The 25972-nt window shown below is 57.9% G+C and carries 30 protein-coding genes, 1 pseudogene and 1 riboswitch; of the genes and pseudogenes, 14 read left to right on the forward strand and 17 right to left on the reverse strand.

Features of this window, described 5'->3' with window-relative positions; genetic code table 11:
• The first annotated feature begins 139 nt into the window (after nucleotides 1-139).
• Nucleotides 140-802 carry a L,D-transpeptidase gene (locus N9C89_RS10670; RefSeq protein WP_046212120.1) on the forward strand — a complete coding sequence of 221 codons (663 nt, stop codon included), beginning with the start codon at nucleotides 140-142 and terminating at the stop codon, nucleotides 800-802.
• Nucleotides 803-875: 73 nt separating this feature from the next.
• Here the strand turns inward: N9C89_RS10670 and N9C89_RS10675 are convergent, their stop codons facing one another.
• Nucleotides 876-1148, reverse strand: coding sequence for a hypothetical protein (locus N9C89_RS10675; RefSeq protein WP_081806555.1), 273 nt, complete (start codon nucleotides 1146-1148; stop codon nucleotides 876-878).
• Between the two features lie 346 nt (nucleotides 1149-1494).
• On the opposite strand from N9C89_RS10675, the gene N9C89_RS10680 reads away from it, so the two are divergent.
• Both N9C89_RS10680 and N9C89_RS10685 read left to right on the forward strand, forming a co-directional pair.
• Entirely contained in the window at nucleotides 1495-3681 is a 2187-nt protein-coding gene (locus N9C89_RS10680) for a heavy metal translocating P-type ATPase (RefSeq protein ID WP_035253421.1), read from the forward strand.
• A gap of 94 nt (nucleotides 3682-3775) precedes the next feature.
• Nucleotides 3776-4252, forward strand: a complete 477-nt coding sequence (locus N9C89_RS10685) for a L,D-transpeptidase family protein (protein ID WP_046212149.1) — start codon at nucleotides 3776-3778, stop codon at nucleotides 4250-4252.
• A gap of 240 nt (nucleotides 4253-4492) precedes the next feature.
• Here N9C89_RS10685 and phnE read toward each other — a convergent pair whose 3' ends face one another.
• Genes phnE through N9C89_RS10705 form a run of 4 tightly spaced genes read right to left on the reverse strand, consistent with a single transcriptional unit; the run spans nucleotide 4493 to nucleotide 8716 of the window.
• Nucleotides 4493-5236 carry a phosphonate ABC transporter, permease protein PhnE gene (phnE, locus tag N9C89_RS10690; RefSeq protein ID WP_046212119.1) on the reverse strand — a complete coding sequence of 248 codons (744 nt, stop codon included), beginning with the start codon at nucleotides 5234-5236 and terminating at the stop codon, nucleotides 4493-4495.
• Nucleotides 5236-6006 carry a phosphonate ABC transporter ATP-binding protein gene (locus tag N9C89_RS10695; RefSeq protein WP_035253388.1) on the reverse strand — a complete coding sequence of 257 codons (771 nt, stop codon included), beginning with the start codon at nucleotides 6004-6006 and terminating at the stop codon, nucleotides 5236-5238. Before N9C89_RS10695 ends, phnE begins: the two co-directional genes overlap by 1 nt.
• Nucleotides 6003-6863: a phosphate/phosphite/phosphonate ABC transporter substrate-binding protein gene (locus N9C89_RS10700; protein ID WP_035253390.1), complete on the reverse strand. Its 861-nt coding sequence runs from the start codon at nucleotides 6861-6863 to the stop codon at nucleotides 6003-6005. Before N9C89_RS10700 ends, N9C89_RS10695 begins: the two co-directional genes overlap by 4 nt.
• Nucleotides 6863-8716 (reverse strand): cytochrome c peroxidase, encoded by a 1854-nt coding sequence (locus N9C89_RS10705; RefSeq protein ID WP_035253393.1) that lies wholly within the window; start codon nucleotides 8714-8716, stop codon nucleotides 6863-6865. The genes N9C89_RS10700 and N9C89_RS10705 overlap by 1 nt, the downstream gene beginning before the upstream one ends.
• A 137-nt stretch (nucleotides 8717-8853) precedes the next feature.
• Here N9C89_RS10705 and mntR point away from each other — a divergent pair, with 137 nt between their 5' ends.
• The gene (gene mntR, locus N9C89_RS10710) at nucleotides 8854-9303 is read left to right on the forward strand and encodes a manganese-binding transcriptional regulator MntR (RefSeq protein WP_035253395.1); all 450 of its coding nucleotides are present in this window, start codon (nucleotides 8854-8856) and stop codon (nucleotides 9301-9303) included.
• A gap of 138 nt (nucleotides 9304-9441) precedes the next feature.
• Here the strand turns inward: mntR and N9C89_RS10715 are convergent, their stop codons facing one another.
• The 12 genes from N9C89_RS10715 to N9C89_RS10770 form a co-directional block, all read right to left on the reverse strand.
• Nucleotides 9442-9945, reverse strand: coding sequence for a hypothetical protein (locus N9C89_RS10715; protein WP_035253397.1), 504 nt, complete (start codon nucleotides 9943-9945; stop codon nucleotides 9442-9444).
• A 68-nt stretch (nucleotides 9946-10013) separates the two neighbouring features.
• Nucleotides 10014-10712, reverse strand: coding sequence for a CbtA family protein (locus N9C89_RS10720; RefSeq protein WP_035253423.1), 699 nt, complete (start codon nucleotides 10710-10712; stop codon nucleotides 10014-10016).
• Between the two features lie 4 nt (nucleotides 10713-10716).
• Entirely contained in the window at nucleotides 10717-10887 is a 171-nt protein-coding gene (locus N9C89_RS10725) for a CbtB domain-containing protein (RefSeq protein ID WP_074964317.1), read from the reverse strand.
• A 33-nt stretch (nucleotides 10888-10920) separates the two neighbouring features.
• A riboswitch (cobalamin riboswitch) is annotated at nucleotides 10921-11137 on the reverse strand.
• Between the two features lie 142 nt (nucleotides 11138-11279).
• Nucleotides 11280-11615: a DUF1636 family protein gene (locus N9C89_RS10730; protein WP_035253399.1), complete on the reverse strand. Its 336-nt coding sequence runs from the start codon at nucleotides 11613-11615 to the stop codon at nucleotides 11280-11282.
• 265 nt (nucleotides 11616-11880) lie between these two features.
• Nucleotides 11881-12363 (reverse strand): signal peptidase II, encoded by a 483-nt coding sequence (lspA, locus tag N9C89_RS10735; protein ID WP_035253400.1) that lies wholly within the window; start codon nucleotides 12361-12363, stop codon nucleotides 11881-11883.
• A 99-nt stretch (nucleotides 12364-12462) separates the two neighbouring features.
• On the reverse strand, nucleotides 12463-12918 hold the full coding sequence (locus tag N9C89_RS10740; RefSeq protein WP_035253402.1) for a DUF411 domain-containing protein: 456 nt from the start codon (nucleotides 12916-12918) through the stop codon (nucleotides 12463-12465).
• Nucleotides 12919-12921: 3 nt separating this feature from the next.
• The gene (locus tag N9C89_RS10745) at nucleotides 12922-14076 is read right to left on the reverse strand and encodes a M23 family metallopeptidase (RefSeq protein WP_370001670.1); all 1155 of its coding nucleotides are present in this window, start codon (nucleotides 14074-14076) and stop codon (nucleotides 12922-12924) included.
• A 208-nt stretch (nucleotides 14077-14284) separates the two neighbouring features.
• Nucleotides 14285-14917, reverse strand: a complete 633-nt coding sequence (locus tag N9C89_RS10750; protein ID WP_035253406.1) for an SCO family protein — start codon at nucleotides 14915-14917, stop codon at nucleotides 14285-14287.
• Nucleotides 14917-15357, reverse strand: coding sequence for a copper chaperone PCu(A)C (locus tag N9C89_RS10755; protein WP_035253414.1), 441 nt, complete (start codon nucleotides 15355-15357; stop codon nucleotides 14917-14919). The genes N9C89_RS10750 and N9C89_RS10755 overlap by 1 nt, the downstream gene beginning before the upstream one ends.
• A 46-nt stretch (nucleotides 15358-15403) precedes the next feature.
• Nucleotides 15404-16063, reverse strand: coding sequence for a DsbA family protein (locus N9C89_RS10760; protein WP_035253415.1), 660 nt, complete (start codon nucleotides 16061-16063; stop codon nucleotides 15404-15406).
• Nucleotides 16060-16482, reverse strand: coding sequence for a disulfide bond formation protein B (locus N9C89_RS10765; protein WP_035253416.1), 423 nt, complete (start codon nucleotides 16480-16482; stop codon nucleotides 16060-16062). Before N9C89_RS10765 ends, N9C89_RS10760 begins: the two co-directional genes overlap by 4 nt.
• Before the next feature lie 5 nt (nucleotides 16483-16487).
• The gene (locus N9C89_RS10770) at nucleotides 16488-17051 is read right to left on the reverse strand and encodes an SCO family protein (RefSeq protein WP_046212147.1); all 564 of its coding nucleotides are present in this window, start codon (nucleotides 17049-17051) and stop codon (nucleotides 16488-16490) included.
• Between the two features lie 206 nt (nucleotides 17052-17257).
• Here N9C89_RS10770 and N9C89_RS10775 point away from each other — a divergent pair, with 206 nt between their 5' ends.
• The 10 genes and pseudogenes from N9C89_RS10775 to N9C89_RS10820 all read left to right on the forward strand — a co-directional run bounded on the left by N9C89_RS10775 (nucleotide 17258) and on the right by N9C89_RS10820 (nucleotide 25968).
• The gene (locus tag N9C89_RS10775) at nucleotides 17258-17686 is read left to right on the forward strand and encodes a MerR family transcriptional regulator (RefSeq protein WP_035253418.1); all 429 of its coding nucleotides are present in this window, start codon (nucleotides 17258-17260) and stop codon (nucleotides 17684-17686) included.
• Nucleotides 17687-17777: 91 nt separating this feature from the next.
• Nucleotides 17778-18539, forward strand: a complete 762-nt coding sequence (locus tag N9C89_RS10780; RefSeq protein ID WP_035253419.1) for a transglutaminase-like domain-containing protein — start codon at nucleotides 17778-17780, stop codon at nucleotides 18537-18539.
• Nucleotides 18529-19391, forward strand: a pseudogene (locus N9C89_RS10785) (cation diffusion facilitator family transporter). The gene N9C89_RS10780 and the pseudogene N9C89_RS10785 overlap by 11 nt, the downstream one beginning before the upstream one ends.
• A gap of 607 nt (nucleotides 19392-19998) precedes the next feature.
• A complete protein-coding gene (locus N9C89_RS10790) occupies nucleotides 19999-20325 on the forward strand; it encodes a hypothetical protein (RefSeq protein ID WP_058243064.1) in 327 nt (108 codons plus the stop codon).
• Nucleotides 20326-20389: 64 nt separating this feature from the next.
• Complete coding sequence (locus N9C89_RS10795) at nucleotides 20390-20968, forward strand: lytic transglycosylase domain-containing protein (RefSeq protein WP_263954438.1); 579 nt, start codon at nucleotides 20390-20392, stop codon at nucleotides 20966-20968.
• Complete coding sequence (locus N9C89_RS10800) at nucleotides 20968-21258, forward strand: TrbC/VirB2 family protein (protein ID WP_058260734.1); 291 nt, start codon at nucleotides 20968-20970, stop codon at nucleotides 21256-21258. Before N9C89_RS10795 ends, N9C89_RS10800 begins: the two co-directional genes overlap by 1 nt.
• Before the next feature lie 7 nt (nucleotides 21259-21265).
• Nucleotides 21266-21544: a type IV secretion system protein VirB3 gene (locus N9C89_RS10805; protein ID WP_263953866.1), complete on the forward strand. Its 279-nt coding sequence runs from the start codon at nucleotides 21266-21268 to the stop codon at nucleotides 21542-21544.
• Nucleotides 21534-23900: a type IV secretion system protein B4 gene (locus tag N9C89_RS10810; protein ID WP_263953867.1), complete on the forward strand. Its 2367-nt coding sequence runs from the start codon at nucleotides 21534-21536 to the stop codon at nucleotides 23898-23900. The genes N9C89_RS10805 and N9C89_RS10810 overlap by 11 nt, the downstream gene beginning before the upstream one ends.
• Nucleotides 23901-24043: 143 nt before the next feature.
• Entirely contained in the window at nucleotides 24044-25192 is a 1149-nt protein-coding gene (locus N9C89_RS10815) for a lytic transglycosylase domain-containing protein (protein ID WP_394358500.1), read from the forward strand.
• Nucleotides 25189-25968: a type IV secretion system protein gene (locus N9C89_RS10820; RefSeq protein ID WP_263953868.1), complete on the forward strand. Its 780-nt coding sequence runs from the start codon at nucleotides 25189-25191 to the stop codon at nucleotides 25966-25968. Before N9C89_RS10815 ends, N9C89_RS10820 begins: the two co-directional genes overlap by 4 nt.
• Nucleotides 25969-25972 lie beyond the last annotated feature (4 nt).

Genomic DNA, 25972 nt, shown 5'->3' on the forward strand with positions numbered 1-25972 from the left:
AGAGCCATCCCTTCACGAGGACTTGATCATCGCTCATAAATGAGGCCTTGAACCTATAGTGGCTTGAGGTTCTACAAGGCACTCGAGGCATCCAAGCCGCGGCTGGAGGTGCACAAACAATTTCTTTGGAGTAGGACCTATGCTGACCCGGCGCCATTTCATTTCCACGTCCACTGCGATGTTTTCGTTACCGATCGCGGGACCGGCTTTGGCCAGTAGCTGGCCAACGACCGGCCAAAAAGCGTCGTGGGATTCTCAGGTAACGCCCAGCAACTATGACCCGGCGACATCCAATCCGTGGGGGCTGCATCCCCGTTTCTTGCCGCAACGTGTTGCTGCGAAAGATGGCCTTGTGCCAGGTGACATCCATGTCGATGCAGTCGCCCGCTATCTCTATCACATTGAAGAAGGTGGTACAGCGATGCGGTATGGAGTGGCGATCGCGCGTGGAAATCTCTACGAACCAGGAACCTACACCATTCGGCGAAAGGTCGAATGGCCACACTGGACCCCAACAGCGTCAATGATCGAACGAAATCCGGAAAACGCAGAATTTGCGGATGGGATGGAGCCGGGGCCGAAGAATGCACTCGGGTCACGTGCTCTTTATCTCTACGTTGGCAACCGAGACACTTACCTTCGCATCCACGGGACACCTAAACCTTGGTCGATTGGCGGTCGAGCGAGTTCTGGCTGCGTCCGGATGGTCATGGCACATATCAATGATCTCTATTCAAACGTCGCCATAGGGTCGACCGTATACCTGTATTCTGCCGAACAGAGTGTTGTTTCGGACAGCTAGTGCAGGATTGTGACGCGTTGATCTTCGCTCCGGCCCTCAACGTGGGCCGGAGATGTCAGGAAGATCGTTACGTTTACCGAGCAACACAAATCGGGTTGCCACCAGCGGTTCTGAGGGGAAGCAAGGTCTTTTCTACGGGTCCGTTGTGTTCATACCAGTAGCATCCGTCTTCTTCGCGGAGCCGGGCTGTTGCAAGGTTTTGACTTGGATCAGCCAGTTCCACGATAGCCTCTGGCACGTTTCCGATTTTTTGGGATCCGTTCTGATCTGTCGTCGCGCATGCGCCAAGCAGCAGTACCCCAAGTAGCGGTAGTCCGATCGGTCCGGCAAATTGCTGAGTCTTCATAAATTCCTTGTCGCCTTTCTTCGTTGATTGCGTGTCCGCCGATTGGTTTTATACTCGCGCGCCCCTTGGCAGCCGAAAACTATATACGAAACAAAATACCTCTTGAACCTCTAGCGACTGTAGGAGTTATGGTCCAGCCAAGCAATGATTCTGGAGATGCCGAATGGCCGCCAAAACTGAAACTGTGGTATCTGAAGTACACCCAACTGATAGAGCCAAGTCAGAAACATGTGCAAGTGAACATGCCTGCTGTGGAGGAAGCCATTCACACGAAGAGTTTGGTCCCGTGCCACAAGATGGAGCGGGCCGGAGTTTTCAGGTCAGCGGTCTTGATTGCGCAGAAGAAGTGGCGATCCTCAACAAGGTCGTTGGACCGAAAGTCGGCGGGGCGGAGCACCTGGCATTCGATGTCATCAACGGACGCATGATCATACTCCACAGCGCTGCCGCAGTGTCGGATGGAGAGATCACTCAACTGGTTGCGACCACGGGTATGAGCGCAAAACCCTGGGATGCCGAGAACGCTTCGGAGGATCAAGCTGCGCATCTTGCCCGTCAGCGCCTGTTCACAATGCTGAGCGGAGGCTTTTGGGCGGCAGGATTTCTGTATCACATCGCAGAAACCGGGATGGGCGGTGCGATCGGTCTCTTTTCCGGCCATGGAGAAGCAGTGATGCCTTTGGTCGAAGCGGGGCTTTTTGCTATCGCGATCCTGGCTGGCGTTTGGCTTGTCGCCCCGAAGGCGTGGTCATCCGCGCGGCGCGTATCGCCCGACATGAACCTCTTGATGGTGGTCGCTGTGGCCGGGGCTATCGGCCTTGGCGAGTTTTTCGAGGCGGCAACGGTCGCGTTCTTCTTCTCTCTCTCGCTGTACCTTGAAAGCTGGAGTGTCGGGCGGGCGCGGAACGCTGTCTCGGCTTTGCTCGACCTAGCGCCACCTACTGCAAGGGTTGTCTACGAAGATGGTTCTGAAGCAGATGTTCCGGCGTCAGCCGTCGCCATCGATGCACATTTCGTGGTGCGTGGCGGGGACCGCATTCCATTGGACGGGCAAGTGATCGAAGGCGCCGGGGCCGTTGATCAAGCCCCGATCACTGGCGAAAGCGCATTGGTGCCGAAGGAGCCGGGTGACGAGGTCTATGCGGGCACGATCAATGGCGAGGGCACGCTGACGGTACGCGCGACCAGGGCGGCCTCCGACACGGTGCTCGCCAAGATCATCCGCATGGTAGGCGACGCCCACACCCGCCGCGCGCCCGTGGAGCAATGGGTGGCGAAATTTGCGCGCGTCTATACGCCCATCGTGATGGCGCTCGCCATTGCCGTCGCGATGCTGCCACCGCTCGTATTTGGTGGAGCCTGGGATGACTGGTTCTACAACGCCCTCGTCCTTCTGGTGATCGCCTGCCCTTGTGCGCTGGTCATTTCGACGCCCGTGTCCATCGTCGCCGCGCTCACAGCCTCGGCCCGCGCCGGGGTGCTGATCAAGGGCGGTGCTTATGTCGAAGCTCCGGGACGCACTTCAGCCTTGGCCATGGACAAGACCGGTACGATCACCATCGGCGAGCCTGAAGTTGCTGCAATGTATCCGCTAGGGAATGCGTCGACGCAGGATCTGATGGGCGTAGCGGCGGCGCTTGAAGCGCGATCCTCCCACCCGTTAGCGCGCGCTATCCTTGTACGTGCAGAAGTCGACGGCCTTGATGTATCCGCGGCGGACGATACGCGGACCGTACCGGGGCGTGGGCTTGAAGGCAGGGTACAGGATCGGGCGGTCTGGCTCGGCTCTGACCGGTTCGCCGAGGAAAAAGGGCTTGGAAGTGCCATTCCGACAGACCTTCGGCACCGTATCGAAGTTGCCGGTAGTACGTTGGTGGCTGTTGGTGATGCAAATGGGGTGATGGGTATTCTGGAACTGCGCGACCGCATCCGCCCCGACGCCAAGGGAATCGTGGCTCGTCTGCATGCGCAGGGCGTGAAAACCATCGTCATGCTGACGGGCGACAATGAACGCACCGCGCGCGCGGTCGCGACAGAGGTCGGCATCGACGAGGTGCGCGCGGAGCTTCTGCCCGAGGACAAGGTGACGGCCATCGAAGACCTGGTCGAAGCGCACGATATGGTGGCCATGATTGGCGATGGCGTAAACGATGCCCCCGCCATGGCGCGGGCCCACTATGCTATCGCCATGGGCGCGGTTGGTTCCGACGCGGCCATCGAGACGGCGGACATTGCCTTGATGACTGATGACATTGGCAGGGTGCCCTGGCTCATAGGCCATTCCCGCCGTGCGATGTCGATCATCCGTCAAAACATCGCAACCTCGCTGGCAACCAAGGCCGTTTTCGTGGTGGCGACAGCGTTTGGGATGGCATCGATGTGGGGGGCCATTGCCGCAGATGTTGGCGTGTCACTGCTGGTTGTCGCAAATGCGCTCAGGCTGTTAAACGGACACCACGCGGAGACTCCGCCCAAAGGCGGTGACCGCGTCGGCGACAGACTGGCCGAAGGTGCTTTGGCGCACGGCCATTGAACGGGCTGGCACAGCACGCTAGTGTCAAGTTTGAAAAACCTCATGAAAGAGGCATTGAGCAGTGAATTTTCGAGTTACACGTCGCACAATCCTCCTGGGAGCTCTGGCGACAATTCTTTCTGGATGTGCAAACAAATTCCGCACTTACAGGGGGCCGGAGGTGACCCGGGTGCGGGTCTACAAGGGGCAGCGCATGATTGTCCTTGATGGACCAGAGGGTGTTTTGCGCACTATCCCAATGGGCCTTGGCTTTGCGCCTGAGGGTCACAAGCAATTCGAAGGGGACGGGCGCACGCCAGAAGGATCATACGTGATTGACAGGCGAAATCCCGAAAGCCTGTTTCATCTTTCCATCGGGATCTCGTACCCGAACGAGGCGGATATCGCATACGCAAAGGCTCAGGGCCGTTCCCCTGGTGGAGATATTTTCATCCATGGGGGGCCGCGCCCTGGCATTGACCCGACAAACAAGCGCGACTGGACGGCCGGATGCATTGCCGTTTCGGATCGGGAGATAGAAGATATCTATGCAATGGTGAAGAACGGGACACCTATTGATATCTACTCATAACCGAATTTGTCTGGAAACGGTGGCGGCTGTGCTTCTCAAAAAAACTGTTGTCGGTGCGGCAGACTGACAGTTTCAAGGTAGACTGATCAAACCGAAGAACACAGGTAATGAGCAAGATAGGCGAACCCCAGTTCAGTGGGTCTGGCGAACGATGAATGGTAGGGAAAGCTCTTCGAATGGCACTACGAAACTGAAAACGCTGCGAAATCTGAATTTTCCGACCTTCCTTGATCAAAATCGTCACGAAAACCGCTTTTGTAAAACCGAATTTAGACCTTCGAACAGCAGCACAAGAGCGATGATGGCAAGCGTGACAGTTGCAGCTTTGTCGTATTGGAACGAACGCACGTAAGTCTGAACGTACAGACCGATGCCCCCGGCGCCAACGATACCTAAGATCAAGCTTTCGCGGAGGTTCAGTTCAAAGCGGAAGACAGTGTCGCGGAGCACAACTGGTGCCATCTGTGGCCAGATCGCCCACCGCAATAATTGCGCTCGGCTGGCACCTGCGCTTTCCAATGCAGCAAGTGGTGCGGCACCGACATTGTCGATTGCTTCAGCATAGAATTTGGCCAGCATGCCGGTGGCATGAAAAGTGATTGCAAGAATACCGGGCAGTGGGCCCAGCCCGACTGCCCCCACCATCAGCATCGCCACCAAGATCAGCGGAATCGACCGGATCACTGCCAGCAGCGCACGTACCGGGCGCCAGATGGCTGCGGGTACAAGGGTCTCAGACGCAAGTACAGCCAGCCCCGCCGACAGGACGACCGCAAACAGCGTCCCAAGAATGGCGATTCTCAGTGTCTCGGTTAGGCCTGTAAGGACTTCCGGCCAGACAGAAAGGTCCGGTGGTATCATCCGGCCTAGAAATTCTGCTAGCCTCGGACCCGCTCCGGGCAGTTTTTCCAAGCCGATGTCAGCGTTTCCTGCAGCCCACAGCACAGCAAGCCCGAGTACCATCCAAACCAAGATCCGGCTCATCAGCTCACCACCCGCAATCCGTCACCAGGTACTGTTCCATGGTACAAATCGCTGATGTCATCGTTGCCGACCATCGCGGAGGGCTTGTCAAACAGCACCGCGCCCGCGCGCAATCCAACGATACGGTCGGCAAAGCGCCGCGAAAGCTCTGGCTGATGCGAACTGAAGACTACAGCGATGCCGCGATTTCGCGCTGTGTTGGTGATCAGTTCCAGAATGCGTTCGGCGTGGGCTGGATCGAGGTTGCTGACCGGTTCATCCGCCAGTATCAACTCAGGCTCCTGCGCCAGGCAGCGGGCGATGGCCACTCGCTGGCGCTGACCACCTGAAAGCTGATCTGCACGGCGCTGTGCCAACTCCGTTAGGCCGGTGTCCTCCAGCGCGATGGTCGTCTTGAGGTGATCCTGCGCACCGTATCGCCCCCAAAGCGACGGCCAGAGGCGCATTCGCCCCAGCCGCCCGTTCATCGCATTCTGGTAAACGCTCTGCCGGTCAACCAGGGCGAACTCCTGAAAGATGAAGCCAGTCTCTAGCCGGGTTTTTCGTTCTGGTGCCCGATCATTTGGAAGCCGGTTGCCCAGTACCTCAGCCCGACCGCGCCATCCCCGGACCCGCCCATCCAGCAAGGCCAGCAGGGTCGACTTGCCGGCGCCCGAAGGCCCCAGCAAGGCCACACATTCCCCCGGTGCCACCTGCAGCGACACATCCTGCAGGGCCTCAGCGTCGTCAAAGCAATGCGACACAGCATGGAGGGCAAGCGCTTGGGTCATTTTAGATAGCCGTAACGGCGTGCCATCTGCCTGACCCCGTCATAGACCTTGGGATCTGCTGCCACATAGCCGTCTGGGCCGTAGAGATAGGCCAGCAAATACTGGTTCTCAGCCTGGTTCAGGCGCAGCATGGCATCCACGAAGCGGGCCTGCAAGGCCGCATCTAGACCAGGCCGGGCAATGATGGCATGGCTGGGGATCTGCGCGCTTTCGCCCAGCACCCTGACCTCGGCCTGCTGCTCAGGCGTCAGATAAAGATCGGCATACTGGCTGGCACCCGCAGCATCCACTAACCCGTTGGCCATAGCCTGCATTGCCTGCTGATAACCACCGGCAAAGAACTTCTGGCCAAAGAACCGGTCCGCATCGCCTGCATCCGCAACGAGTCCTTCGCGCACAAACAGGTCGAGCGGATAGAGATAGCCGGACTCCGACACCGGATCGGCAAAGGCAATGTCACGGCCCTGCAGGTCGGCCAGCGTCTCGATGCCGCTGTCCTTGCGCACAAACACCCGGCCCGAATAGCTCGGCTGGCCGCGGTAAACCTCGGACAGAAGTGGCACCGCCCCGATCTGGTCTTCTGCCAGCACAAAGGGCAAGGCACCCATGAAGGAGATATCGGCATCACCATTGCGCAATGCCTCAACTGCCGCAGCATGATCAAAGGTAACAAAGCCGGTGACTGGAACCTCCAACTGCTGGGACAGCCAGGCAGTGATCGCCTCGATATCCCCCAACAGCTTCTCTGGGTTTTCTTGCGGAATGAAGGCGAGTTTCAGTGCCTCTTCCGCAGAGGCAGTTGCTGGCACTGTTAGGGCGGCAGCGACAGTGGTCAAAAAGGTACGGCGCGACAGCATCAGAACATCCTCTCATCAATCTCGGCTTGCATGGTTTTGAAAGCGTCCCACTGGAGGCTCGCCTCAGCCCAGTCGCCAGCGGCGCTGGCATCGCCAACTGCCTGAAGAATTGCGGCAAATCGGTAGATTTCTGGCTTAGCGTTTTGATTGATCATAACGCTCGCATCTGCCGCCAGATCCGGTGCAACAGTATCAATCAATACGGCGATGTTCTCCGCATCCCGCATCGGGATCAGTGTGTCCAGCGTCGAAGCAAAAGTGGTAAGCTCTTCCCACGACAGGCGGAACACGCTGTCTCGGCCTTCAAAGCGCTGGTAGGGCTCCTCACCATCTCCTACCGCGCGCAGATAGGCAGTTAAATCGGCGCGCTGTTCCGCATCCAAGCCCAGATCCTTGGTATCGTTGAACCAGTCTACAACCCCCGCTAGGGTCGCCAGCGATCCGTCATGCATGTAGGGCGCGGTGAAGTTGACATTGCGCAATGTGGGCGTTTCGAATGGGGTTGCGGTGCCGCCCGGGAACGGCGGCTCGGCCGAGCCAATGTCATAGGTCTGCCCATCTCGGAAAAACCGGTCCGGGGTGTGGCAGGAGGCGCAGGACCTGTCGCCAAGCCCGGCAAATTCGGTATTGAACAGTACCTCACCGCGTTTCGCAGCCTCAGAGGCCTTGTCAGTCAGCCGCCCGGCCTCGTCTATCTGTGGGTTGGGCAGAAAGTCAAAGGCGCGCAAGTAGGCGACCATCGCATCGAGTTGGAACGGCGTTGGCTCCGCTCCGGCAAACTCGGTCACGATCACATTGCGTACAAAACTGCGCAGGCTCGGCTCGCGCCCATCACGCCCGTAAGGCGCTGTAAAGCGGATGCCTCGCATTGACGGCGTATCCAGGTGATCGTCTTCCCGGTCATTGAACATCGGATTGAAGAAGGAGCTGTCCACATCCATCCCGCCAGCATGGCTAGAGAGGCCGGGGATAAAGAAATCCCGGTTCACATCGGACCGGTTGTGGCAAGTTGAACAGGCAATGCCCAGGTCACGTGCTGGGGAACCAAAGATTTCAGGGCTGTCGAACAGCATGTCGCCATAGGCCACAAGCGGCAGGTTGGCCTCATCCTCGCCAGCCTCTTCAAACTGGAGCACCAGCCGGGGTAGCTCGCGCTGATCAGCAATATTGGAGCCCGGTGGGAGTGTGGCGGGCAACACTACCGGCGTACCGGAGCGCACTGCGCTCTCCGGTGCCGGGGTCAGCTTGCCACGTTCGACAAAAACGGAGGGCAGATAGTTTGTCTCAATGTACTCCACGATAACTTTTTGCGCCTCAGCAAATCGCGCCACATTCGGGTCTTGAGCGCCATTGTTCAAAATACCGGTGCTACCCAGAGAAGAATTCAGAACCAGCCAGGCGCGACCTAGGTCGTGTGCGGCCTGCTTGTCCGCCGCCAGGATGCCGTCCTCGAACGCGCGGTACAAGGCCGCAGACTGCGCAACCTCAAATGCGGCTTCAGGCTGGCCAAGTGTCGCCTCGGCTGCCTCTAGGTGCTGCAGAATACCTTTGGCCAATGCCGTTGTAATGGCAGCAAACAGGGCCTGTCGGTCTTCCGCAGCCAGCGCTGCACGAATGTTCTGGGCGTCGCTATCCGATACCCGTGACAGTGCCTCCACCGCAACTGCGCTGCCGGGTGCCGGAGCAGTCCAATTGTTTTCAATCTTCTCCCAGGGAACGGGTGTCAAGTTCGCCATGAATAGGCTCAGCCGGTAGGCTGCGGCCCGAGGTGCCCAAGGGGCTTCTTCAATGGCAGTGGCCCCCACACTAAGCGGAAGCAGGCCAATCAAGGCAGATGCAATCAGGTGTTTCATGGTTCAGTCTATAATTATTAGCCTTGGCTAAGTTTTGTAGAAAAGTCTATGTCATTGTCAAGGCCCGCGTCGCTGGTGCATACACAATAAGGCGCGGCAAGCAGGGTTCCGCACCAGCAATAGACACCGAGAGCAGAATGACCGATCAGAAACCACAACTATTCGGACGTAAACCTGACGACCAGGTGAGCGGTTTCGAGGCAGCCCGCGCCGCCCGACAAAGCGAAGTTGTGGAGGATTATGTCGAGCTGATCGCGGAGCTGATTCACCAGAACGGTTCAGCGAGGCCCGTGGAGATTGCCGAGCGGCTCGGCGTGACCCAGCCCACTGTGTCCAAGAACCTGACCCGGCTTAAACGCGAGGGCTTCATTGTGCAGGAACCTTACCGATCAATACGCCTAACGGATGCTGGGCGGCGATTGGCCGAGGCTTGTCGAAAGCGGCACCGAATTGTTGTGGAGTTCCTTATCGCCCTGGGTATTTCCAAAGACGTGGCCGAGCACGATGCTGAAGGTATCGAGCATCATGTAAGCGAAGAGACGCTTCGCGTATTCAAGGATTTTTCACAGAGTAAAATGAGCCGATAGCGAGTTGGTTCATGCTATTGCCATTTGCCATAATGATGCGCTCAGGGGAGGATTGCATTCGATCCTGACATGCAAACCATGGCAATGCAGGGGCGCAAGGCCCCTGCGACCGAAGTTCAGTCAAGATCTGAGTTTTGCTCAGGAGCCGTCATCGTCTGCTTGAACGATTAGTTTGGCCTCGACGGGCAAGCCCCCAACCATTAGCGGGCTGTGGCTGTTGCCATTGAGGGAAACTTTTATCTCAACGTCGCCATCCGGCAGTGATGGGAGGTGTATCCAGTTGGCATAAAGGCGCCCCAGCTTTTCGCCGTTGATATAGACATGCGCGTGACCTTCACCAAGTATTTCCTCAGTAGAGGCATTCTCAGGAGAAAATCGGAAGTTTTGCGGTGTCACGTGCAAGTTCCAACCTGCCATCGGATCTTTAATCATCTTGATCGCCACGCTGGGGGCATTGCTGTCGGCCGGTAAGTTAGTGACAGCAGAGTGGTCATGGGCTGCCATCTCCGCATTGCTACCATGTTGAGACGGGTCAGCATGGTCGTGGCTGTCAAAGGTGCTGCCGCTGCCGGCCGCGATCACAAAGCCGACGCCGCCGCCAAAAATCAGCCCGATGGCGAAGAGAGCGAGTGAACGGGACATTTTGTCCTCCTCAATAAATGAAAGCTCCCGCCGGCGGTGACCGGCGGGAAAGCAATAGAGGAAAGGAATCAGGCGGCGGCGTTCGCGCGTTTGCCTTCAGCCTGCCAGAAGTATCCGGCAAAGCTTCCCAGCAACACCCAAGCGGCCATGCCGATGCCAAAGGCTCGGGCGGCAAATAGCGCGCCGATCTCGGTCGGAACCGGGCCAGCGAAGGTGTCGGGTTCAGGCGCACCGACGACGTGAGGCGCTATCAGCAGTCCAGCGGCGATCAGATAGCTCACCAAGTTGCCTCCAAAGGCGATCAACCACATGGCGACGCCAGCTGTGGCAACAGTAGCAGTCCACCATACTTGGCGCACACCGACATCTGCTGCGGCTACGCCTGGCACTTCAGGCGCCAGCGACAAGCCAGGCGCAAAGTGGAAGGCAACAAAGCCAGCCAAGCCCCAAAGCAAACCGGTGCGACCGTTAATCTCACGACCCTGTTGTTCGGCAATCGACATAAGCGCCACAAGGGCCAATGCATAGCCAGTATACGTCAGCATCGTGAAGATGATGCTTAGGCCGTCGCGCACCGGCTCGGCGAACATGCCGGGCAACTCGGGATGCGCAGTCACAGGATCAGCGCCAAAATGCACCAAATCGCCACCCTCATAAAGTTCGGCGTGGAGAAGTACAGGCTGCACGAAATAAAGCTGCAGCAAGGCGGCAATCAGCCCCGCTGCAGCACCAGCGAACAACGCGCTGGTCAGAATACGACTGAACATGGTCTTAGTGGCAGGGAAAGCCAGTTGCGTGGCGCACATCGTGAGCAGCGTCATGCAGGCCAGAAGCTTGAGCATGGCCGGTCACAGTAACAACACCCAAACCCAGAATAAGGGCGAACACTGCGGGCAGAATGGTTGATCCTACAGCGGATGCTTTGATAGCGTTTGTCGTCATTATAGTCCTCCTTGCCGTCACACCCGACGGCGCAAGTTACGTTCAATATACGGCCGGTCTCCTGACTCGCGGGTCGATGCCGTCTTCCCCCTTCCCAGCACTCTCGCACCAGTGGAAATGGAAGGTAGCTCGCCGCTCACAGTCGCGGGGGCGGTTGAGGTTTCGGTGCCGCGATTTGGTCCACCGTCCTCATTCCCGTTTCAGCTCTAATGCATTTGCACCTTTGAGCACCGTAATGACTGTTTCTGTCCGATTAGGCGGTAGCAGGTCAAGTACGAAACCGGCATGCCTAAGTTCCGCAGCGCCAAATTGATTTGAAATCTGCTGCTGTCAACACTGTACTGAATGCAATAATTCACCGCAGGAGCTACTAATATCGTGGTGCGGGTGGTTTACTGCACATCTGCGGGAATGCGAGCAATAGCCTTGAAACGCAGCTTTCCAAGTGGCCTTGCATCCGCGAAGTTACCGTCTGGGCTTTCCTGATACATCCGGATGAATGTCAGGATGTCCGGCAGGTCTTGAGCAGTTATCTCACCGAAAAGATAAGCAGTCTTGTCGTTCTGTCGGACTGCAAGCGTTTGTGGTCGCATGCAGCCGGACATGCAATCGACGTGCTGCAATTTTGCCTTCACATTCGCTGCCTTTAGCGTTGATACCACTTGATCATACAGGGTTGGATCCGCGTCACGGCAGGTTCGGCATAAAGTAAGCGTTGGTAGGTGCATGCGCCGAGCAAGTCCTTTTTTGAGCAACCTTCTTTATGATTCAATATCTGCGGGTGGTTACTGGTTCGATTTCGAAACTTGGTTTTGTCGCGGTGCCTTTAGAAAAGTCAATACTTGAGCGATCGGCAAGCTCGCCGGAGTAGGCACCTACAATGCCAACATAGATTATTCAGACTTGTGGCACGAGAAATTTTTCTTGTCCGGCAAATCGAGGAAACAGTTGCTCAGGCAAAAAATCCGCCGAATGAAACTTGGGGCAATGTCTTCAATGATCGCCCTCGAAGTGCCTCTGGATCACTGGTACCACCAGCAGTAATCCGGCACCTCCGACAATGAATACGTCTGCCATGTTGAAAGTCGGCCAGTGTGCAGATCCAATGAAAAAATCAAGGAAGTCTGTTACGGCTCCATAATGGATGCGATCAACGACATTGCCGAGCGCGCCACCTATGATCGCCCCATACGCAATCGCTTCTATACTGCTCTCTGTGCGAAGCATCATGATCAGGAGCCAGGCACAAATGATAAGCGCAAGAAGCAAGAGGCCCCACCAGGGGGCGCCACCCAAAAGCCCGAAGGTTACGCCATCATTGCGATGGAACGTGAGATTAAGCCCGGGAAAGACAGCGATCCCGTCTTTTAGGGTATCGGCGCTCGCGACAACCCAGGCTTTTGTTACCTGATCAGTGGCGACGGCGCCGACGACAGCTAGTATGCCGAGTACTTGTGTTTTGTTGACTGTCAACATGTTGCAACGTAACTACTTTGGATACCATTGGCCGGTCTGCGCTGAAGCGGCTGAATAGGTTAGCTAGATTGGGGAAAGGACTTCCATAATTCGGCTCGGTTACCCTGCTGGGTAGCTCGAAAATATTTCGGTCGAGCCGTCTTTCTGGATCAAGAAGACGTCGTAGGCATCGCGTTCGTCTTCCGGCCCCATCCCTGGCGAACCATAGGGCATTCCGGGGACTGCGAGACCGACCGCATCGGGGCGTTCGTTCAGAAGGCGGCGGATGTCGGCTGCAGGCACATGTCCCTCGATCACGTAACCGTCCACGAGCCCAGTGTGACAGGAGACCATGCGCTGCGGCACTCCGTTGTCGAGTTTGAAGCGCACGAGAAGGCCGCCGAACATGTCCTGGCCTATTGGTGCGAAGCCGTTCTCCTCAAGATGATTCATCCAGGACAGACAGCAACCGCATCCATTGGTCTTGCGGACGTCTATTGGGGTTGCCTCCGCGAGGGCCTGCGCCGCCGGTAACAGGGCGAGTGTGATGGCAAGAGCTTGGATCATGCGTCTCATGGGTCAGAGCCTTTCGGTTGTCGTTTCGGCAATGTCGCTGCCGAGGTTTTCATTCAGAAGCGCCCGCGCCTCGACCAGACGCAAAAGCGCGGCTGTATCATCCGCTTCGCTCTCAGCCGCTTCGGCAAGTCTGTCGTCAGAGAGGGGGTCAGTAGGGCGTCCATCCACGAGGACTTCGTAGTGCAGGTTCGGGCCCGTCGCCGTGCCAGTCGCGCCGACGCGACCGATCACATCTCCCGCCGCAACGCGTTGGCCTTGTGCCAGGCCCTCGGGCACAGCGCTGAGATGCGCATAGCGTGTCATTGTGTCTGAGCCGTGGGCGATTTCGACCACGCGACCATAGCCGCCCCGCCAGCCGATGAAGCTGATCCGTCCCGGTGCTGTCGCTTGAACCGGCGTTCCGCTTGCCGTCGCGAAATCGACACCTGTGTGCATCCGGACATTGCCGTAGACCGGGTGCGTACGGCGGCCAAATACCGAGCTTAATCGCGCCCCTTCGACAGGCTGTGCAAAAACGCGGAGAACCGTGCCATTGACGTAAATCGTTGCCCGATCGCTACCGCTTACCGGCCAGACAACTTCATAAAGTGCGCCGCCGATCTCCAGCGATGCAAAGGTAAGTTCCGGCTGACCAATTCTGTCTTCGCCAACACGGGCCTCGCGCCACAGTAGCCGAAGCGTTTCTCCGCCGGTCACCTCACGACGGAAGTCGACGATTCCACCCAGCATCTGTGCCAAATCGACAGCGAAGCGGGCAGGCATCTCGGCTTCTTCCAGCGCGGCAAAAAGCGAGCTGTCGATCACCGCTTCGCCCGCCGATGTTATGAAGTCGGGAGCCGGGGTCACGACCTGCGTGGCCAACTCTTCGCCAAAGATCGCCTCGATCCGCACACCGTCCTCGACGGAGAGCGCGACGCTGCGCGGGCTGCCGTCCATCGTCGAGACAACGGTGACCGAATGCCCAGGCCTAAGTCGCCTCAGATCATATTCCGCGCCGAGGGCCAGAGCGACCTCGGCACGGTCAGTCGCTGAGAGACCTGCTTCTTCAAGAACGGTGTCGAGCGTCTCGCCGGTTGCGATATCGCGTGACCAGTTGGAGAGCGGAGGTTCTATCGTCGGTAAGAGAGTATCGGCGCTCGCAACCTCCAGACGTGGCATGGACTGGAGTGGTATTGCGGGCTCCACACGTGTTTGTGCGACCTGCGGTGTTTCCGTTTCAATAGAAGTGGGAAGCGGGAGTTGAGGTGGCGACCAAGTGGTTGCAGCTGCCAGACCGGGAGGGATCGGATCCTTCGACCAGATGCCCGATATTGCCAACCCGCCCACCGACAGCACCGATACGAATGCGAAACCTGCCGCGATTGTTCTAATTCTCATGTTGCCCCCCAGTTTCTCTATTGAGCGCACGCCGGATTTTCGGCACTGCGAATTCCCTCGGCTCGTGATAGTCGATCATGGTGCTGAACCGGCCTTTCGCGTCGAAAAGGAAAACGCTGGCAGTGTGGTTCATGGTGTAGTCGCCACCTTCGGTCGGCACCCGCCCATAGCGTGCGCGGAAGCCCTGTGCTGCGCGCGCAATTTCCTCTTCCGGGCCAGTCCACCCGCGGATCGACGGATGGAAATAGCCGACATACTCGGCCATTGCCTCGACAGTATCCCGCTCTGGATCGACGGTGATGAACACCACGTTCATTCCCTCCGCCTCTTCGCCCAGGTCATCAAGCCAGCCGGAAATATCCGACAGAGTCGTCGGACAAACGTCCGGGCAATAGGTGAAGCCGAAGAAGACCATTGACGGGCTGCCGATAAGGTTTTCGGGTCCAACCTCGTTACCTTCGTGATCTGTCAGGCGGAATTCCATTTCAGATAGGGCAACCGGGCGCAACCCCGCTTGTTCGGGCGCGCCGGGGCCATCGACCTGCCACCACCCAACAACAAGTGTCAGGATGATCGCCGCGATGCCAGCGAAGGCATACTTGAGGATCGACCGTCGGGTCATTAGCTCTCGGGACCGCGCGCTGCAATACCTAGAATTGGAACCTCGACCACGATCTCACCACCGTCCGAGAAGTCGAGCGTCAAGGAAAAGCTTTCGCCCTTGGCCATCGGTCGCTGCAAGCGCATCAGCATGGCGTGAAGGCCACCCGGTTCCAGAGACACAGATTCACCCGGCGCAATCTCGATCTCGCCTGCAGGTGCCATTGAGCTAACACCATCGGCATTTGTGGATGTCTGGTGAATATCAGGCATCATCGCCAAATCCGTGCGGAGGCCAGTAAGTATCACAGCCTCGTCGCCTGTATTGCGGATTGTCATATACGCGACACCCGGACGGTTTACGCCGATTGACGCGCGCGCCCAGGCATCTTCGACGACAACGTCTTCCGAACCAGCTTCTACCGGGGTCGCTGTGCTTGATGCGAACATGCTTGCGGCCATCAGGCCATAGAGTACTGTCTTCACTTTGCGGTTCCCTTTTTGACCACTAGCTGCCAACTGCAGCTACTTCGGCGTCAACCTGTTGTCTCAATTCGTCCATTCCAAACGGATCTAGCGGCTTGCCATTGATGTAGAACGTTGGGGTCTGGCGAACGCCCATTGTTTCTACGTCCGCTTTGTCCTGATTGACGATTGCCACGATATCGGGTGATTTCATCTGCTCTATCGCAAGTTCGAGATCGAGCCCGGCTCCGGCCGCGATCTTTCCCAGCTTTTGTTGATCAAACGCCCCATGCGCCGCCCACGCGTCTTGATAAGCCATTAGAGCATTTAGCACCTGTTCGAACTTGCCCTGCATCCGGGCCGCTTCTAGCAACTTGACGGCTATATCCGAAATCGGTCCGTGAAACGGGGTGTATCGTATGACAACACGCACGGCTTCGGGATTTTTGTCCAAAATATCTTTTACGACGGGGTGAAATGCGCGACAGGCCTCGCAGGCTGGATCGAGGAACTCAACGATGGTCACGGGGGCTTCAGCGGGCCCCAAAACAGGCGAATATGGTCGCATCAAAGCGTCCGCCAACTCTGGCGCGACAACCGCACGTTCAGATGACGGTTTTGGTTGGTTTACATACCACGCGGCCCCACCAAAACCGGCAGCACCCATTGCGAGAACGGAAATAATCAACCCGCGTCGGTTCATGATTTTTTCTCCTTGAGAGATAGGACTGAAAGCGCACCAATAAGCGCAAATGTAACAACGGCCATCAGCGGAATGGGGATGCCTAACACCAACTGGTTGTCGTCAGTGCAAGAGGGCCCCGTCGCAGTACAAGGTTGGACGCGTTCAGGTATGATCCCGACATATAACCCCATATGCCAAGCAGCCACTGCTGCGCCACCAAGTGCGAGTACGACACCGTACCGACCAACACGCGGATCTTGCCACCATAGTCCCAGCCCAAGAATTATCGCCAGTGGAAACATGAAGGCGCGCTGGAACCAGCAAAGAACACAAGGTGTCTGCCCCAGCACTTCGCCAATGAACAGAACAGCAAGCGAGGCGATGAGGGCGATCACCCAAGCCAGCCCGAGGGCAGTTTCTCCGTATAATCGGTTCATTTGGGTCAGAGCCTCTCTCTTAGATCGGTAAGTATCTCTTCGGCAGAGGTGCCATAAGCCCAAGAGTCGGTGAAGCGCGCCTTTGGATCGAAGAGGAATAGATGCGATGTGTGGCCCATTGTGTAGCCATTTGGTGCTGAGGCCTCCTCGATCCGCTCATAGAAGATCGGAAAGGTCTCGGACGTCTCAGCAATCTGCTCCGGCGTGCCGGTCAGCCCAATGATGCCTGCATTGAACAAGGGCACATACTCGGCCAGCGCAGCGGGTGTGTCGCGTTCAGGATCAATCGAGATGAAGATAGGCTGTATTTTCTCTGCATCTGTTCCTAGGTCTTCCATGACGGCGGCAACTTCGGCGAGCGTCGTTGGGCATACATCTGGGCAGTTGGCAAAGCCAAAAAAGACAAGCATCCACCGCCCGGCAAAGTACTCATCCGTCTGCACCAATCCACGATGATCGGTCAGTTCGAAATCGGCGTAAAACGCAGGGTTAGAGGCATTAGCGTCGGTATCGGTCGAAGGTTCGAAATACTGGAATGCCGCAAAGGCAAGAAGCGCTGTGCCTGCCAGACCCCACAATAGTCTCTGAATAACTGAAAGACGCACGTTATTTCGCCCGTTTGATTCTCGGTTTTGAGCCGGTTTACATCCTCTAGCTACTGTAGGTTCAAGTGGTTTTCTAAAGAGCGCGCCAGAGATCGCCAAAACGTGATTTCCGCGGTTGCGCCATGAGTGAGATAAATCTACATTCACTAGAGGATTAACGGGGTTTCGACATGCTCACAATTGGGACTCTTGCGAAGAGGACCGGCACCAAGGTTCAGACGATCCGCTACTATGAGCAGATTGGATTGATGCCGGAACCTGGTCGGACTGAAGGCGGGCAACGTCGCTATGGTGACGCTGAACTTGATCGCCTCGCATTCATCCGGCACAGCAGACAGTTGGGATTTCCGCTCGACGCGATCCGGGAGTTGCTTGATTTGTCCGACGCGCCGGACCGGCCCTGTCACGAAGCCGATGAGATCGCACGCCGACAATTGAAGCTCGTTGAGCAGAGAATGGAGCGCTTGAAAGCGTTGCGCGCGGAATTGAAACGCATGGTCAAGGAATGTAGTGGCGGCAACGCATCGCAATGCCGCGTCCTTGAAGTGCTAAGAGACCATTCGGAGTGTCTGACCGAGCACGATCAAATTGGGGTGTGAGTGAGCACAGAAAACTATTCGAAGTTTTTGCTTGAACCTACAGCGACTGTAGCAATTATCTCTGTACTCGAAAGATTCGAGGAGCCCCATCGTGGCACATAATGACCCTTTATTGACCGCAACCCCGATCCTGGATTTTGGGGCGGCGCCCATAGCGGAGCTCATCGCTGCAAGGGGTTGGCGTGATCTGTCCGACACCGACAAGATTGGCGCGATCTATGACTATATCCGCAACGAGATCGCCTTCGGCTACAACCGCGCCGACGACATTCCAGCGTCCGAGGTGCTGTCTGATGGCTATGGTCAGTGCAATACGAAGGGCACGCTCCTTATGGCGCTCCTTCGGGGTGTGGGCATAAAGTGCAGAATCCACGGGTTCACGATCCACAAGGGCCTTCAGCGCGGTGTTGTGCCGGAGCTGGTCTACCCGATTGCGCCGGAAGAGATCCTGCATTCGTGGATCGAGGTCGCACTGGACGGCAAGTGGATCAATCTCGAAGGCTTCATTCTCGACAGCGCGTTCCTGAAGGTTCTGCAATCGTCGTTTACCGACCGCGAGAGTCTGTGCGGTTACGGTGCTGGGACGGATTGCCTCAACGCGCCGCCTGTCGAGTGGACAGGGCAGGACACATATATCCAGGATACCGGGATCGTGCAGGATTTCGGAACGTTCGACACGCCCGACGCTTTCTATGCAGAGCATGAGCAGAAATTCGGGCGTTTGCGCGGATGGCTCTATCGGAACATCATCCGGCACTGGATGAATGCGCGTGTGCGGGCCTTCCGCGCAGGCCGTCTGAAACCCGACGCCTCAATTGCGCACCAGCATGAGGGAGAGACCCGTGCCGCATGATCACCATGGTCACAGCCATGCCCATCTGGACCCGTCCAGCGGGGATCGCCGGGTAGCAATTGCGATTTGGGCGAACGGTCTTCTGACGGTTGCGCAGATCGTCGGCGGCATCTTCGCAGGGTCTCTCGCCCTGATCGCGGATGCGCTGCATAACTTCTCGGACATGGCCGGATCGAGACCGTGGCGGCCTTGATCAACTACACGACGCTGATCGTGATCGGGCTCTATCTGATCTATGAAGGCGGCATGCGCCTTATCGAGCCTCCTGAGGTGAAAGGGTGGACAGTCGTCATCATCGCGGGACTGGCACTGGTGGTTGATGCCCTGACGGCGGGGTTGACCTATTCCATGCAGAAGGGCAGCCAGAACATCCGCGCCTTGTTCCTCCACAACCTCTCCGACGCTTTGGCTTCAGTCGCTGTGATTGTCGGTGGCACGCTGATCATCCTCTATGACATGCGTTGGGTTGATCCTGCGATCACGATTGGTATCGCGCTCTATATTCTGTACCTGGCCTTCGCTGAGATTGGTGGCCCGATCCGGACGCTGATGCTTGGCAGCCCGCCGGACATTGATGGAGGTGACGTGGTGGCCGTTTTGCGCCAAACAGAGGGCGTTAGCGACGTCCACCATGTGCACTTGTGGCAGATGGAAGAGAATGCTCCAGCGCTCGATGCGCATGTCGTCGTCGAAGATGTTGCATGGGGCCAGTTGGAGCAGATCAAGGCAGAGCTAAAGACGCAAATTGGCGCTGAGTTTGGGATTGATCATTCCACGCTGGAATTTGAGCGTAATGAAGCTTGTGACGTCGAGGCGCCGCTGTTTGGACATGACAAGCACCAGATCGAATAGCTTAGGTGATATGCATGATTGATATCTTTGGGGCGGCACCTAGGACGACGTGGAAGCAGACCTTGTTGCTGCTGCAGCGAAAGGGCACTTTGTCCGCGTTGGCGACCTTCGCGGCAGCTTTGTTGAACGGCAGTTTTCTGTACGTGAGGACGGGTATCATTTCCTCATGTCGTCCAGGAATTCCAGAACGCGCGCATAGTCTCCACTGACCACGCGCGCTTGTTCGAAGACCTCTCGCCTCTGCTGATCTAGGCAACGGAAGTACCGCTCGACATCAGTAAAATAGGTCTCCGCATCGCGCCTCAACAGGTCAGCATATGCCCGCACGTCGTCGGAATTGGTCGGCATCCACGGCGGCGCAGGCGGCAAACAACTGCCCGCGATCGCGGCAGATCCCCAGCTCAGAACGACCATAGCTACGCATGTTTGTTTCAAAAGCCCCATATTATCTTGGCTCAGCCACTCCGTTGCAGTAAATTTGTTTCAACGCATGAATGGCGCAACAACTCAAACTGCACCTATTGATTGCAAGATTATAATATTGTATCGGTTCGGTAGTCCATGAGGGACTGCCGGGCCAATGCACAATTCTGCAAGGCTCGATCCTATGAATTTGATGCAAGACGCCCCTAATGTTGTCAGTGAAGACGGGCTGCGCACACTACTTGCCGAGGGTCATTCGGCGGATGTTGTGTGCCGGGTTACGCCCAAACGTACAGGTGCTCAGTGGTCCGGAGTTTGGACCGTGCATTGCGTCTCGCCAGATGGCGAGACGCGTCGCCTGCTCGTCACCGCGCGTAACAACATGGCGGCCCGAGAGTTTAAGACAATCAACGGCTTATCCAGCTTCCTCGCCGGGCTTGGTGTTTCGATCGTCTCGATCCCCATGTTCGAAGGCAAGATCGCCTCTCACAAGTTGGACGACGCGGGCTAAGCCACTTGCCGTCTTCGCAGCATTCCTAGCTGCCCCGGCCTATTCCGAAGGCTTCGTGCTTTCCATGCGAGCCGATGGCCAGCTGGAGACCAAATCCCCCCAATCAGGTTTTGCGCAAAGCTATGTCGACGGGATTGGTGAAAACCCGCCAGAGCTGATCGTTTTTGCAGCGCCTGAGCCTGAAGCTCCGCCTCCTGCACCCGCCCGCGCCGTTCCCCGCCCCGAAGTCCTGTCAGCCATTGAAAGCACGGCGCATCGTTATGGCGGGCACCCCGCGCTGCGCCGTGCTGGCCTCTCCGTTTCCGAATGGCAGGCGCTGTTCCAAGCCAATATCGAGATCGAAAGCGCCTATCGCCCAAATGCGCGCAGTTCCGCAGGCGCGATTGGCCTTGGACAGCTGATGCCCGCGACGGCCGCGCAGCTCGGCGTGGATCCGCATGACTGGCAGGCCAACCTCGACGGGTCCGCCCGCTACCTTCTGATGATGCTGGCGCAGTTCGGCGCGCCCGAACTCGCGCTCGCTGCCTATAACGCGGGACCAGACGCGGTCACGCGCTATGGCGGCATCCCTCCCTACCAAGAAACCCAAAATCACGTGCGCCGGGTCATGGCCGTGCGTGACCGACTGACTGGAGCCTCCTGATGCACACACAACTCCGCACGATCCTGTCGCTGGCTCTGGCCAGCTTGATGATTGCCAATCCCGCCCTTGCGCAAAGCATCGACCTCTCGCCAGTCCAGAACCTGCTGCAGGGCATCGTCGACACGATCACCGGCCCCTTGGGCATTGTCATCGGCACCCTGGCCCTGATTGGCGTGTTCCTCTCCTGGCTCTTTGGCATTCTGGATTTCCGCCAGGCTCTTTGGGTGCTGGTCGCTATCGCAGGCATCGCAGCTGCGCCGACCATCGTGACCGCCATCTGGGGCGCATAAATCCGGCATGGCAACGCAAACCCGCCTCTTCCTGGGCCTGATCCGGCCGCCAAAGCTCATCGGCTTACCAATCATGTATGCAATGGTTTGGCTCTTCGGGTTTGTGTTGCTGTTTCTTTGGGTCCAGAGCTGGCCGGTGATCATCATCGCCGCTCTGGCCTATCCCACACTTTGGAAAGCGGCCGATTGGGATCCTGCCTTTCTTGAGGTGATGGTCACCGCCCTCCAGGAAACGCCGCCCACCCCGAACCGCAAGATCCATTCGGGGGACAGCTATGCTCCATAACCCCTCGGATGATCTTGCGACGCTACCGGACTGGGCGCGCAAAGAGCGCCCTATGGCCAGCATGCTGCCCTATGTCAGCCTCGTGAATGACGTGACGATCCGCACGCGCGGCAATGCCCTGTTCCAGTGCATCCGCCTTGATGGCGTCAACAGCATGACCAGCGATGACGCGCACTTGGAGAAGATCCGCGCGCTTTTTGCAGCGATCATTGCGCAGATCGGGCCGGAGTACAGTTTCTACGTGCACAAGGTTTCAAAAGCGATCGAGACTGCTTTGCCACCGGTTCGCGAGGAAGGGTTTGCGCAAGCGCTGGACACCCGCTGGCAGGTGGCCATGGCGCAGGCGGGTCTGCGGGACAAGACACTCACGCTCACGGTGCTGAAACGCCCTCCCATGGGCGCGCGGCTGCGCCTGAAACGCTCAGACTCGATCGCCCAGCTCAAAGACCAGACCGCCAAGCAATTGCGCAAGCTCAGCGAGGTCGTCGGGTTCCTACTATCGTCATTTACAGAGATGAACCCGCGCCTGCTCGGCGCTGAAAGCGGCGAGCTGCTCGGATTCCTCGGGGCGCTCAACATCGGCCAAGAGCGACCTCTCTTCGCAAAATCCCGCTTTGGCGTCATTGCCGAAGATGTAGCCAACACCCGCGTAACGTTTCAGGGGCGAGGCTTTACGCTCGACGATGGGACGGCGGGCAAGCGGTTTGGCACCAGCTTTGCGATCAAGACCTATCCGGCCAAAACCAACTGCACCATGTTCGATGAGCTGAACCTGCCCGTCGACATGGTGGTCACACACTCCTTCACGCCGATCAACAGCAACATCATGGCCAGCCGGATCATGCGCCAACAGCGCCTAATGAAGGCCAGCGATGACGGCGCGATTTCACTCGCCGAAGAACTGGTAGACGCGCTGGACGATCTGGAATCCAAGCGCCTCAGTTTTGGCGACCATCACATGACGGTGACGGTTTTCGCCGAGACCGAGGAAAAGCTGGAAGCCATCGCTTCCGAGGTACGCAACATCGCGGCCAGTGAAGGCGTCAATCTTGTCAATGAGAGCTTTGCAGCTCGGACGCATTATTTCGCGCAGCATCCGGGCAATGGGCAGATGCGCAGCCGCAAGGCCGCCATCACCAACACGAATTTTGCTGATCTCGCAGCGCTGCATCGCGGTCAACTGGGCAAACCCGGACACAAAGTGCCTTGGGGCAAGCCGATCACTCTCTTCCCGACGCCGGAGCGTTCGGGCTTCCTGTTCAACTACCATGAGACAGGTCAGCCGGACAAAGAGCCGACCGGTGGGCACACCTTGATCCTCGGTCGTCCTGGCTCCGGCAAGTCGGTGTTGTCAGCCTTCCTCATGACCCAAGCCCGGCGCTGCGACGCACGCGTGTTTGTCTTCGACTATCGCGCTGGCATGGAAATGGCCGTACGCGCCAATGGCGGGCGCTACAGCGCCATCAAGGCAGGTGAAACCACTGGCCTCAACCCACTGCGCACAGAAATCGACGGGCGCGGGCAAGCCTGGCTCTCCGATTGGTTGGCCACCCTTTTGCATCGCTCCGACAAGCCCCTGAGCCCAGTTCAAATTAATCGCATCCAAGAAGTGGTGCGCCAGAACGCCGGAGCCAGCGATGCCACGCTGCGCAACTGGCAGGATTTGGCCTCCCTCTTTGTGGCCGGGGCGGATGAAGGGGATCTGTTCGAGCGGATCCAGGAATGGACCGCAGACGGCCGCTACGGTTGGATTTTCGGGCAAAGCTCTGAGGATACTTTTTCGCTCGATGGTGATGTCGTCGGGTTCGACCTTACCGGCATTCTCGACAGTGAAAGCGAGAAAGAACGCATGGCGGTCCTGTCCTATCTGTTTCGGCGGGTGGAGCGTGTAATCGAGGACCGCAAGCCGACGTTGATCATCATCGATGAGGCCTGGAAAGCACTCGACAACCCGTATTTTGCGGACCGGCTGAGCAACTGGCTGGTCACGGCGCGCAAACAGAACGCGGTTGTCGTGATGATGACCCAATACGCAAGCCAGCTTGAAAAAACCCGCACCGGCAAGACGATTGTCGAGGCCGTGCCGACGCAGCTCCTACTGCCCAACATCCGCGCCTCGGCCGGTGATTACACCATGTTGGGCCTCGCTGAAAAAGAGCTCAGCGTATTGCTCGGCACCGGCAGCAACTCCCGTCTGGCGCTGGTGCGCGATGATCAAGGCTCGGTGGTGATTGACGCTGATCTCAGCGCCCTTGGCCCTTACCTCACGATCCTTGGCGGCATGGAAAAAGGCGAAGCGCTGGTCGGCGCGGATTACCGCCAGAACCTCGATTTTTGGAGAACGATTGATGCGTAGACTTTGCGTGCTTACCCTCACCCTTTTGACTCTGACAGCCTGCGCGGAATACCGGCCGTCGGAAGCAAAATGCTTCAATTCGTTTGCCGAAGTCAGCCGCAGTAACTGCAATTTCGAGCTGCTCGGACCGATTGGTGGTCTCGGTGAGTAAGCACTGCCTGCATATCTTTGCAGGCTTGGTGTCGCTCGCCGCGCCATTTGCCTATGCCCAAGGCGTGCCGACCTTTGATGCGGGCATGTTCTTGCAGCGCGACCGCGTGCTGCAGCAGGGCGAACAAGATCTGGCTCTGCAGCGAGATCGGCTGACCAAAGAAGAAGAGCTCGAAGAGCTCGAACATGAACAACTTCAAGCGCTAGAAGACATTCTCGATGCCTCGACGCTTGCCAGCGGGAACTCAGGCGCACTGGTCGCAAGCCTGGAAGCTGGTTCATCGCCTGAGAGCGCTGCAGACACGCTCTATGGTTCGGTCGACCCAAACCCAAGCGCAGCCCAGATGTTCGGCGATGCCTCGGGATCGATTGAAGAGCTGATCATTCGCGCGGCTCAGGAAACGCACCACATGTCTGGCGTGCGCGCGGCGGGTCTCTCGCCCAAGCAATGGCGTTGCCTGTTGCAGGCGCTGATCTGGCAAGAAAGCCGCTTCACAATCGGCGCGCGCTCCCCCGTCGGCGCATTTGGCCTGACCCAGATCATGCCCGGCACGGCACAGGATCTCGGGATCTACCCGGCCTATTATGAAAACCCCTACATCCAGGTCACCGGCGGCGCGCGCTATCTGGCGCAGATGCTGGCCATGTTTGATGGCAACATCATTCACGGGCTGGCCGCCTACAATGCCGGTCCCGGCAATGTGCAGCGCTACGGCGGCGTGCCGCCGTTTGCCGAAACCCAGCATTACGTTCAGGTGATCCCTGAGCGCTACAATCTCTACCTTGCCCGCGTGGGCGGCGTCGATGCGCTTGGCACGATTGATCCTGTCTTGCTTGCCAACTCCACGATGAGCCTGACCTCGTTCAGCGCAGGGGTCTATGGCGATTATTCCATGGTGTCGGTGCAAGCGGCCGCGCAGCGCGTGCAGGATATTATCAGCCGCATTGGCGAGACAGATGACATTCACGCGGCCATGTCGCTCAACACCTACGCGCGGGCTGAACTTGCTCGCCTGATCGCGATCCGCACGCGCCTCAAGGCCGCCCATACCCGCCCGCTTAGCGCGGCAGAGCTGGCCATGGCGGCCGCGCAGGCCCGCGAACAAGACTTCATGCAATTCGATCTGGAGGCACTCCGATGACCCGCTTTCTATCCACCGTTGCCACTTGCGCGCTGTTGGTTGCTTCACCTGTGTCTGCCCAAGGTGTTCCGACTGTCGACACACGCAACATCGCCCAGGAAATTCGTCAGCTGCAGCAGATGCTGGAGGATTTCGGGATCCAGACCGACCAGCTCGACACGCTTCTCGAACAACTCGACCTAGTGCAGCAGCAACTCGACACGCTCAATGAGACCTACGCCGCCCTGACCGGCGCGACGGATATCATCGAGATGGCCATGGGCGGTGATCTCGACGGGCTTCTCGATCAGGAATTCGGCGATCTCCTTGGCACCATCCGGCAAATCCAAAGCGGCGATTTCAGCGGTCTGATCGGCAATGCAGCCCCACAGATGGAGGGCCGCATGACGCAAGCCTTGGAGGACGCAGGCTTTGACCAAGACAGCCTGTCCGACATGGCCAGCAGCGGCAATCCGGGCGCGGAACGTATCGCTAGCCAGGCGGGCACTGGGGCCGTTATGTCAGCAGCGGCCGAGAACAGCTATGAAGAGGCCGCGCAATCCCTTGAACGGGTCGAGCAGCTGGTCTCACTGATCCCCGATATGGAAACGCTCAAAGAAGCCGTGGATCACAACACCCGCGTCACAGCCGAACTGGCGATTGCCATGACGCGCATGTGGGAACTCGAAGCCATTCAGACCGTCGGCGCGGGCCAATCCGGCGTGGTGGATGCCGCCACGCTGGCCGAAGAACGCCGCTACATGGACTTCACCCTGCCAGACTTGCGCGCGGACTGACCCC

The organism is Halocynthiibacter sp. SDUM655004 (assembly GCF_026015885.1).
In the GTDB taxonomy this organism is placed as follows: domain Bacteria; phylum Pseudomonadota; class Alphaproteobacteria; order Rhodobacterales; family Rhodobacteraceae; genus Falsihalocynthiibacter; species Falsihalocynthiibacter halioticoli.